We start from the raw sequence: 10,988 nt of genomic DNA, 5'->3' as shown, positions 1-10,988 counted from the left end.
AATACGCTCGCCGGAACGGAAAGAGGAAGATTTTTCACGAAACCGCCCTGCGGCTCGAACTTGCTTCGGCGTGAAGAACACGGAAATACTTTCGCACATGAAATCGAACACTTCATCGGCTAAGTCGGCATTCCGCTAAAAGAGGAAGAAGTTATAAGATACGGGAGTAGAAAAAATCCCCTTTACTCCCGGATAGTCTGAACAGGGAATACAAAAAAGACATATTTTGACCGCCGCCGGAATCAGTCTGCACTTTAAGTATAGACAAGTGCAGACGAAAGCTACCAGCCCGCAAAGGATTGGTATATGGTGTATTTTAATGATTTACCTTTGTTATCCCGTAATCATAGTATTAACGAAAAAGGTAAATATTATGGAGATAATAAATATAGAAGCCCGCACTTTCGAGGCAATGATGGAACGCTTTCAGGCATTTGCCCGGAAGATAAATCTTCTGTGCGATCAAAGTGAAGATAAGGAGATGAGAGAATGGCTGGATAGTCAGGAGCTTTGCATAATACTGGATATTAGCAAACGGAAATTGCAGTATTTAAGGAATTTTCAAAAAATCCCTTATTCAATGATTAACGGCAAAATCTATTATAAACCGGAGGATGTCAGGAAGTATATAGAGTTAGAAAGGGGGGAGTATGGAAAATAAGAATGCAGAAAATCAAAATAGCCTTATTACGAGAACTACTCCCCAGATCACAGCTTTTTTTGAATCTTTAGACCGGATGCTGGATAAGGTAGAGATACTTGCTAAAAAAAGTAGGCCTACTCTAAATGGAGAGAGGTATTTAACTGATAAGGAATTGTCTGAACGCTTAAAAATCAGCAGAAGGGCGTTGCAAGAGTATCGGAACGAAGGAAAAATACCCTATTATCAAATCGGAGCGAAAGTCTTATATAAGGAATCTGATATTGAAAGAATGCTGAAAGACAGCTATCGCAAGATATTCTAAACACTAAAGGCTATCCCACGGATAGCCTTTAGTGTTGTTAATCAATTCATTAAATTTCACTCATACTCATTTTGCTTTGAACCTTTTTCATGTCGGAATAGATGTTGTGATTAAGCACTTTAGCATAATGTTCCGTCATTCTTGTACTGGTATGCCCCAACATTTTAGCGACATTAGTGAGTGCAACACCATTGGCAAGCGTTACGGTCGTAGCGAAAGTATGGCGGGCTGTGTGCGTGGTAACGTCTTTGTCAATCCCGCAGAAATCGGTGATTTCTTTCAAGTACGAGTTCATCTTCTGATTGCACATAACCGGAAGAAGAATACCTTTTGACTTACACATTCTATGATTTTCATACCTGCGAATTATTTCCAACGGAATGTCAAGCAACGGGATGTCGCACATATTTTCTGTTTTCTCTCTCGACTTACGAATCCAGTAAGTACCTTCGTTGTCTAAAACGATATGTTCCTTTTTCAAATTGCTTACATCTATGAATGCTAACCCGGTGTAGCAGCAAAACACAAACACATCCCGTACTAATGCTATTCTCGGCAGGGTAAATTCTTTCGTTGTGATAATATCCAGTTCCTCTTTGGTCAGGAAAACCGGGTTAGTTTTCGACTGTTTGAATCTCATACCTGCAAAGGGATCATTTTTCAATAATCCGGTCGCCAGAGCAAGGGTACTGACCTTTTTAATGACTTTCATATATCTGACAAGCGTATTCTGACTTAACCTTTTATCAACTGTCAGATATAGCTCATATTTCCGAATAAGTTGGGAAGTAAATTCGGTAAAGGTTATATCGGATTTTCCGTACTCTTTCTCTATTACTACTTGCAAGGACTTATAACAGTTATCGTATCTGTTAATGGTGGAGTAGGCATAATCCAGCCCGATACGCCGTCGGCAATCCTCGTTATGCTCTTTGAAAAACGTAAGGACTGTTTTCGTTGTTTCCTTATTAAAGAGTTTTTTCAATAAGATTTCGGGAGTAAAATACTCATCCTGCAATACCATGTTCCGATGAATTTCATACAGGCGGGTATGGAGGCTACGGATATAATCGTTCAGCTCGTTAGCTTCCCGGCTCTTTCCCCGGCACATTCCTAACTTTGCATCCCAGATTTCTTCTTTTACGCTGCGGTTAATACGGATGTCGCTGTAAACCCCGTCAATAGTTACCCTAAGTAATACAGGGCATTCTCCGTTTCTCAATTTTCGGGTCTTAATAATGTAGACCAGAACATTCATCATTTCTTGCTTCATAATACCTCTTTTTTAATGGTTCAAAATTAAGGAAATGAAACGAGTTTGTCGGTATGCAAAATTCGGCAAATCAACACATTAGATACCATTTCGTTTGCTTTTTTTTGCCGAAATAAAAAGCATATGAATGAACAAAGAGAAATGTTCTATAAATGGCCATTTTTTGCCATTTTCACAGGGTTGCCCTAAAAAGAAAAATCCCTGAAACTGTCTATGTTTCAGGGATTTGCTTCGTTTTGCTACTCTTCTTAAGTGGTGCCACCAGGAATCGAACCGGGGACACAAGGATTTTCAGTCCTTTGCTCTACCAACTGAGCTATGGCACCATGACCGTTTTGCGTGTGCAAAGATAGTACATAATTTATATTCTCCAAAAATAAACAGAACTATTTTTATAATATTTTTATCCATCAGGAAATCCTACAAACAACAATAGGTGCGACATCTGGCGTTTTCTTCCTCATTATCAGAACTTATACGTTAACATAATCCGCCCTTCTGATGTCTTCGAAAAAACATCATCAAAATACTTATAGTTCGTGTCGCGTGTATAATTATAACCGATACCTGTCAGATAAAACCTGTTTTTCAACTTCAGGTCTACCCTTAGAGAGATTGCGTGCAATATAGCCTGCGAATGGTCACCTTGAGCATCCAGTGTCTTTTCATTGATAGTCTCCCAATTTATATCCCGGTCGTATCCTTTCCATGTAAACATGCGATACCCTTCATAACTACTCGAAACGCTTATAATGTCTTTGTATGCTATCGTAACTCCCGATTGCCAGCTAAACCCTGCTGCCAGATTATAATTACGGTCATTCACTACATAATGGTCACTTAGAGACGCACCCAGCAAAATCCCGTTAAAATGAAAATAAGAATTAAAATCCCAATCCTTGAACCTTTTACTTTTATGGATCAGTCCTAATCCGAACGAAGCCGGAGTACAAAACTTATAAGGCACCCTTGCCGAAACATCCGATATCGTATCCGAATCATAATAATCGTAATGTTGGTATATGCCCAGACTTAAAAAATCCTTCGAATTATCGATTAACTCCATTGAATATAGTCGTCCTGTTATATTCAACTGGCTTATCATCGGTTGGGAACCCTGCCCATTGATATTCGCCTTGAAAGTAAAATAATCATAAGGCTTATTCGTCTCCGCTTCGAACCTATCTCCATATTCCACATTAATATTAGTTGCAAAACCAATCCCCTTATCAAAGATTTCGTCTTTCAATTCAAGCGCCCTTATTCCCATCGAAACTTCCACACTTATATCCGGTACCCCAAACTGTTTACCCGAGGTCCGCCGTTTACGCCAGGCATCGCCGTTAATTATGCGGGTCAACCCTCTGGTAGGAGCTATAAGAAAAGCGGCAAGTTCATGACCAAACCGTGACGCGCCTGTCCGCCTGTCATCAAGAATTAAATCTGAAGTGCGAAACAATACCTCGCCTAAAGCCATACCTCCGATTGGTGTTGCTATAATGTCATTTGTCGAAGGATATTCACATTCCATAAACAACTCCCACATAGCACTTCCGCCCAAAGCCAGAGCGCCGGATTCCCAGTAATTCAAACCATTTGCCCTGCCTGCGTTAAAGTAGAGATTGCCATGATAAGGATGTAGGAACATATTTGTTCCCATATAATCATTATCCCAGATGAAACCCCTCCTGAAGTTTTCCTTCATCGTCTTAATACTGATATAAGCGAAATGCCCTTTTTGTATATACCTGTCGAAAGCCCAGACTCCCATGTTCACTCCGAATGCCGTAGTCCCTGCCTGAAACCATTTCTTCTTTGAATAATAAGCAATATCTGTAGAATCAGCATCTTTAGGTGTAGCCGTCTGATGACGGATAGGCACTTGCGCATAACATAAGTTTACAGCAACCAGCACATAGGCAAGAAATATTTGTCTCTTTATCATTAAATATGTAGTTTCTCCTTTTCCTTTCATGTTCTACCCAAAAATAAGACAAACACATCCATAGATAATTATTCAGGAAAAAATGGAATACATTTCTTTATGATAATTAACATAATTTCACATAGCAGGCATAATAAAGTAATTATTCAGCCATTAGAAGAGTTAAATATGCGTTAATTAAATTCCTCCAACGGGTATAATTTATTGTCGCTATTTTTTCCAAATAGAATACAGGAAGGCGTTACAATACAATCTCGTAAAACAAAAGTTTATATTCAAAAAAAATCAAAGAGACCTCAATGTGCAACAGTCTTAAGTCCAACAATAGAGAATATAAGTGTGGAAATAAAGAATAATCTCCAAAAATTAACAGGTTCATCAAAGACAAATATTCCTATCAGTACAGTACCCACAGCACCTATCCCTGTCCAAACAGCATAAGCAGTACCTATCGGCAAAGTCTGTATCGCCTTTATCAATAAAAGCATACTAAATGACAGGAAAAAGACAAAACCAACAATCCACCAATACTTTTCGCTACCTGTTGTTTCCCTGATTTTTCCTAAACAGGAAGTAAAGCCAACTTCAAATAACCCCGCAACAATTAAAATCACCCAATTCATAGATTCTTATTTTGATGCAAAGGTCATGTATAAAAATCAAATAGAATTTTACAAATGATAAAAAATAATCACTTCAGTTTTGATCTGATCCGGCTTAATGACACCTGAGTTATTCCAAGATACGAGGCTATATATGATAACTGAACCCGTTGAAGCAATTCCGGATCAGTCTTCATTAGGTCGTTATATCGTTCCGTGGCTGTACCAAACAACCGTTCTATAAGCCTGCCTTCTGTTTTCAGAAGCTCTTGTTCCGCAAATTTTCGACCCCAGTTTGCAATATGGACATCTTTCGCAAACAGGTCACTTAATGCCCCCGTGTTTAGTTTATACAATATACAGTCCTCTAGTAACTCAATGTTCTCATAGCCTTTCTCATTATCTACATAGCTTTTCATCGACACCACCGTATCCCCTTCTTTTCCAAACCAGAAAGTGATTTCGCCATCATAAGAGTTTATATAGGCTCTTACGATACCTTTTTTGACAAAATAGACGTCCCGTTCCACTTTATCGGCATTCAGTAAACGGTACCCTTTGGGAAAACTGACCTCAACAATAGAATCAATCATATTCTTTTTGGAGGCTGCCGGCAGTTCATATATTTTATCTAAGACCGTTTCTATTTCCATCTGCATTAGTTTGAATACAAAAGTATAATATTACTCAATGTCATTTGTTTTATATTAGAGTTTATATTCAATAAGATTATATATGGTTTATTCTCTGTGATTTAATTGCCTCCTGCTTTAGCTGGAGGATAATAGTCTAATCAGATANTGGCTTTAGCCAAAATGTTTTGACTAAAGTCGTTTTCTATCTGTATTATTATCCACGACTTGAAAGTCGTGGCAACTAAAACTCCTAAAAATATGTATTTTACTCTTTTATTGAATATAAACTCTATTAAAAATAATAAAAATACACAGTATAAGTAACCCATAGCTACCTGCAGGACGAAGAAATTAGTGACCATTATAAGCGTTTACTGTTTTTTCACCTATAACTTTTTACTTATTACTTATTACTTGCTATTTTTGTCATAAATAAACATTATATCGGATAGAATGATATTGATTTGATTTTTAATAGACAATTTTGTTAGGGTAGGGGGGAGCCTGACCTTATATGCATAATATCTATACCGGGCGGGCAGTTCCGCCCCTACGAATGCTATATTTATAATTAATGGTAAATGAAATAGATAATGCTTTATTCGATATAGAATCTAAGTAACTGTTAGGAAATTTCTCGTTCTGATTTTTAGAATTGTTTTTGAGATAATTTTTACTTCCGCGAAGCGATAGTAGCGGGCTACTTGAGCTGAGTGAAAGAGAAAATTAACCGAAAACAAGCTAAAAATGAACGAAGAACTCTAGATCTTTTTCATACGAAAACCAATTCGGGAAATTTCCTAACAGTTACTAAGAGCCTGTTTAAATTTTAGCGAAAATTTTTATTACAGGTTCAGGTCAATAGTTCTTAGCAATTTTTTTATGCTCTTTTTAGCGTATTTTTGGCTCCGCCGATTTTCAATTCCCTTTTTACTCTTGGTTTAGCCCGCTAATTAGCTCCGCTGACCGTTGGTTCGGCTAGCAAAAATGATAAAATACATCTAAAAATAGCTATAAAAAAGATTTGCTATAAAATTTAAACAGACTCTAATAAACAAAATAGATATGAAGAATATTTTAGGAATGCTACTGGCAGTATTTATTTTCACTACAGCCAGTGCACAACGCTTAGACCTGATGGACATCAATTCCGGTAAATATTATGCGCGGGGAGTCCAGCCTGTAGTATCATCTGCTGACGGAGAATCATATTTTCAGCCCAATGATAATTATACAATGATTATCAAATACGCTTATAAAACAGGCTTACCTACCGACACTATATTTAATGTAAAAAAAGCCCGTGAGTGCAATATCAGTTCATTCCAGGGATTTATCATCAGCCCCGATGAAAAACGACTACTTGTATTCAACGACTATGAACCGATATACCGCCATTCATTCAAAGCAAATTATTACTATTACGACGTGAGGCGTAACCTTATACGGAAACTGACGGAGAACAAAGAAAAACAATCCATCCCTACATTCTCCCATGATGGCAGGATGCTGGCATACGTAATCAACAATAATATCTGGCTGGCAAAATTTGACTACGATACAGAGTCACAGGTTACCAAAGACGGAGAACCAGGCAGGATAATCAATGGTGGAACAGACTGGGTATATGAGGAAGAATTCGGAACCACCAGTATCATGGATTTCTCCGAGGACGGCAGGCTGTTGGCGTTTGTCAGGTTTGACGAAACCAATGTACCGGAATACTCCATGCAATTATACGGAAACAGCCTCTACCCAGCCTCTTTCTCTTTTAAATACCCGAAAGCGGGGGAACAAAATTCAAAGGTAACCTGCAATGTCTTCGATATAGACTCCAAAACAATCAGGAAAATGAATATTCCCGACAACACGGAATATATCCCACGCATACAATTCTTACCTAGTGGAGACGAGCTGGCTATAATGACACTGAACAGGGAACAAAACAAATTTGACCTGTATCTGGCAAACGCCCGTTCCTCGGTATGCCGTTCGATCCTTCATGAAGAAAACAGCAAGTATGTCGATTCCAAACTATTAGACTATATTCATTTCTTTGGTAATCAGTTTGTATATGTAAGCGAAAAAGACGGATATTCACATATTTACCTCTACGACAATACGGGAGTGATGCAGAAACAGCTTACATCCGGCAATTATGATGTAACAGCTATGCTGGCTGTAGACCCTGTCGCAAAAACCGTATTTTATGAAGCTGCGGAAGACAGCCCGCTTCAACGTGCCATATACAAGGTGGACATGGTGAAGGGAATAAAAACGAAGCTATCGGCCAAAGCAGGGACAAATAATGCGACCTTTAGCAAAAATGGCAAATATTATATCAACAGCTATACGAATGTAACAACTCCCAGAATTGTTACAGTACATGATGCCACGGGAAAAGAATTGCGGATGCTACAGGATAATGCAACGCTAAAGAACTCACTGGCAAAACTAGATTTACCAGCAAAAGAATTTATCACTGTAAAATCTGCTGACGGAAGAGACCTGAACGGATACATGATGAAACCGGCAAATTTCAGTTCTTCCCAAAAATATCCTTTGGTGATGATACAGTACAGCGGGCCAAATTCACAGCAGGTTAAAGACGCATATAGTATGGACTGGACGGACTATCTCACTACTCAGGGCTTTATTGTAGCCTGTGTAGACGGACGTGGCACCGGAGCCAGAGGAGAAGATTTCCGCAAATGTACATATATGAATCTAGGAATATATGAATCAGACGATCAGGTTGCTGCTGCAAAACACTTTGCTTCTCTGCCATATATCGATGGCAGTAAAATTGCTATTTGGGGCTGGAGCTATGGAGGCTATAATGTATTGATGAGCATGAGCCGTGGAAACGGAGTATTTAAGTCAGGGGTGGCTATTGCCCCTGTTACCGATTGGAAATTCTATGATACGGTATATGCGGAACGTTTTATGCGTACCCCTCAGCAGAACGCCTTGGGTTATGAGGCGGGTTCCCCTATCCTGATGGCGAACAAGTTGCAGGGAAACCTCCTGCTCATTCATGGTTCGGCTGACGATAATGTGCATTTCCAGAATACGATGGATTATGCCGCAGCTTTGGTTAAAGCAAACAAACAGTTTGATATGTTTGTCTTTACAGATAAAGACCATTCAATCCGTGGCGCGGCCAACCGTACTTACCTTTACGAAAAGGTTATCAAGTTCTTGAAAACGAATATGTAGGATATAGATATAAAGAAAGGATGTTCAAACGAACATCCTTTCTTTATCTATCATATTGATATTAAATCTTCTTTATATATGCTCTCCGCATCTTATGGTTTTCGGCATTGAACCCGTCCCATAAAGACGCAACCTTGTTATTCATTTCCAATTCAGGATTCGATTCGGCGAATTGGAAACCACAATTGTATGCTGAAGGAATAAAGTCATTAAAAATAATAGCATTTACACCTTTGCCCTGATACTCGGGAGATATGCCTATTAACATAAGATCGACGACAGGATTCTTCTTGCTTTTCAAATCCTTTAACAAGTGCCTCCATCCAAACGGGAATAATTTCCCTCTGGACTTAATCAATCCTCTGGAAAGGCTCGGTATCGCAATACCAAATCCCACTACTTCATCCACATCTTCTTTTAATATAATAGATACAAGATCCCAACGAAGCAATGGCACATACATCTTTACGTAATAATCTATTTGCCGTTGAGTCAATGGAGCAAATCCATACAGAGGCTTATAGGCCTCATTCAATAATTCGAATAGCTTGTTTACGTATGGTGTTATTTGCTTTAAGTTTTTAAATTTTAACACCTTTAGTCCATACCTTTGCATTACCATATTGGCTATACGCTGATGTCTTTCAGGTACGGAATCGGGAACCGGGATCCGGTATTCATTCCAGTCTGCGTCTTTTTCAAACCCTAACCGTTCAATCTGCTCCCTATAGTAAGGATAACTATAAGTTGTGGACATGGTGGATACCTTGTCATATCCTTTTATCAGCAAGCCTTCATGATCCAGATCAGTGAAACCCATCGGGCCGATAATAGAATCCATGCCTTTGTCTTTTACCCATTTTTCCGCCGCCGCGAATAAGGCATCTACAACCTCATTGTCATCGATAAAGTCGACAAAACCAAAACGTCCTTCTTTTTTATTCCAAACCTTGTTCGCTTCACGATTGATAATGGCAGCTATCCGCCCAACAATTTTACCGTCTCTGTATGCCAGAAACAATTGTTTTTCGCAGAAGTCGAATGCGGGATTCTTTTTTTCGCTGAGAGTCTCCAACTCATCCATTATAAGGGAGGGGACGTAGTATGGGGAGTCTTTATACAGATCATCAATTGGAAATTTGACAAATGCCTTTTTTAAAGCCTTATCATTTTCCCTAACTTCTTTAATGATTATAGACATATTAAATAACTATATAGAGTAATTTATTTCTGAACGCAAATATAGTATTTTTATTCGTCTTGTATTGTTAATGAAATTTCAATATCAGAAAAATAGCTGAAAAAAAGATTTTCAATAAAGGGCATTCTGTTGGCATTAAAATATAATACACTTTAATCCATATTAATCTGCTCTCTGTATTCCTTTGGGTTCCTCTCCGTTAACGCATGAAACTGCTTAATAAAATAAGGGATATTATTATAACCGGACTCATAGGCAATCTGAGATACAGTAAGATTGAGATATGAAAGCAGCCTGCAAGCATGTTCTATACGGATTTCGGCCAGGCATTGGAAAATGCTTTTATCTGTCCTTTGCTTGAATGAGCGGCAAAGCGCCGAGGGATTCTGATTTACATAACCAGCAATTTCCTGTAATATATGATGGTAAAAGTTGCTGAGGCACTGGATTAAACATTATAGTTTTAAACCAATGATCAGGTTATTATAACGAATAAAAATTATCTTATATAAAGAGGTCTTTGGTATGGTGTGAAAAATCAGAATTGGACGTAGTGGCTTTGCGAGAAAAAAGAAATAATAATAAATAGCGAAACAGAGTCACATTTGGCTCCGCTTCGCTCTGCCGATTTTGACTCCGTCGATTTTCAATTCAATTGTCACTTTTTTGCAGCAGCCTGTTATTCCTGTTTTTACAGTCAGGCATCTAAGTCCACGAAGCGGTCTAATATAGATAACCACGGGTAAAGCCCGTGGCAAAAACTGAAAGAAAGAGACCGTCTCCGTGGGAGGCGAACGGGATTGGTTTTCGCTATTTGCCTCCTACGGAGACCTGTTTTTCGCTCTATCCCTGCCACGGGTTTACCCGTGGTTATCCATGTTCAGTCCCTTCGGGACAGGTTGTTTATTGGGGGTGGCTGTCACTTTTTGTAGTACAACCTGTTATTTTTTTGTAGAAAATTGTCTTATATAAAGCGTTCTTTGATATAACCGGAGGAAAAAAAGTAACAGGTAAAAATAAGTAGAAAAGCTGTCACTTTTGTCACTTTTTATAGTGCACGGCAAAGATATTGGTGTTGTGTAGGATTACCGCGTAGCGGTTTTCTGTTTATAGCCCCTGTCACTTTTGTCACTTTTTATAGTGCACGG

Annotated in this window: 9 protein-coding genes and 1 tRNA gene; 3 read left to right on the top strand and 7 right to left on the bottom strand. The window is 38.6% G+C overall.

All coding sequences use genetic code 11. The features are described from left to right. The first annotated feature begins 373 nt into the window (after window positions 1–373). A complete protein-coding gene (locus tag D0T84_RS10965) occupies window positions 374–661 on the top strand; it encodes a helix-turn-helix domain-containing protein (protein WP_163307917.1) in 288 nt (95 codons plus the stop codon). Beyond that, window positions 651–965, top strand: a complete 315-nt coding sequence (locus D0T84_RS10960; protein WP_163307916.1) for a helix-turn-helix domain-containing protein — start codon at window positions 651–653, stop codon at window positions 963–965. Before D0T84_RS10965 ends, D0T84_RS10960 begins: the two co-directional genes overlap by 11 nt. Window positions 966–1,014: 49 nt before the next feature. Here the strand turns inward: D0T84_RS10960 and D0T84_RS10955 are convergent, their stop codons facing one another. The 5 genes from D0T84_RS10955 to D0T84_RS10935 all read right to left on the bottom strand — a co-directional run bounded on the left by D0T84_RS10955 (window position 1,015) and on the right by D0T84_RS10935 (window position 5,438). Then, window positions 1,015–2,238, bottom strand: coding sequence for a site-specific integrase (locus tag D0T84_RS10955; RefSeq protein ID WP_163307915.1), 1,224 nt, complete (start codon window positions 2,236–2,238; stop codon window positions 1,015–1,017). Between the two features lie 253 nt (window positions 2,239–2,491). Further along, window positions 2,492–2,564, bottom strand: a tRNA-Phe gene (locus tag D0T84_RS10950). 140 nt (window positions 2,565–2,704) lie between these two features. After that, window positions 2,705–4,183 (bottom strand): DUF3943 domain-containing protein, encoded by a 1,479-nt coding sequence (locus D0T84_RS10945; protein ID WP_163307914.1) that lies wholly within the window; start codon window positions 4,181–4,183, stop codon window positions 2,705–2,707. Window positions 4,184–4,479: 296 nt separating this feature from the next. Next, window positions 4,480–4,806: a multidrug efflux SMR transporter gene (locus tag D0T84_RS10940; protein ID WP_163307913.1), complete on the bottom strand. Its 327-nt coding sequence runs from the start codon at window positions 4,804–4,806 to the stop codon at window positions 4,480–4,482. Between the two features lie 68 nt (window positions 4,807–4,874). After that, a complete protein-coding gene (locus D0T84_RS10935) occupies window positions 4,875–5,438 on the bottom strand; it encodes a Crp/Fnr family transcriptional regulator (protein ID WP_163307912.1) in 564 nt (187 codons plus the stop codon). Between the two features lie 1,047 nt (window positions 5,439–6,485). Between D0T84_RS10935 and D0T84_RS10930 the strand changes: the two genes are divergently transcribed. Further along, window positions 6,486–8,639, top strand: coding sequence for a S9 family peptidase (locus tag D0T84_RS10930; RefSeq protein ID WP_163307911.1), 2,154 nt, complete (start codon window positions 6,486–6,488; stop codon window positions 8,637–8,639). Between the two features lie 61 nt (window positions 8,640–8,700). Here the strand turns inward: D0T84_RS10930 and D0T84_RS10925 are convergent, their stop codons facing one another. Together D0T84_RS10925 and D0T84_RS10920 are read right to left on the bottom strand one after the other, a co-directional pair. Further along, window positions 8,701–9,840, bottom strand: a complete 1,140-nt coding sequence (locus D0T84_RS10925; protein ID WP_163307910.1) for a hypothetical protein — start codon at window positions 9,838–9,840, stop codon at window positions 8,701–8,703. Window positions 9,841–9,992: 152 nt separating this feature from the next. After that, complete coding sequence (locus D0T84_RS10920) at window positions 9,993–10,247, bottom strand: helix-turn-helix domain-containing protein (protein ID WP_370525497.1); 255 nt, start codon at window positions 10,245–10,247, stop codon at window positions 9,993–9,995. Between the last annotated feature and the right edge of the window lie 741 nt (window positions 10,248–10,988).

It is taken from the genome of Dysgonomonas sp. 521 (assembly GCF_010501055.1).
Lineage (GTDB): Bacteria > Bacteroidota > Bacteroidia > Bacteroidales > Dysgonomonadaceae > Dysgonomonas.
The sequence above is the reverse complement of the archived record's forward strand: the minus strand, read 5'-3'. Positions and strand labels throughout refer to the sequence as shown.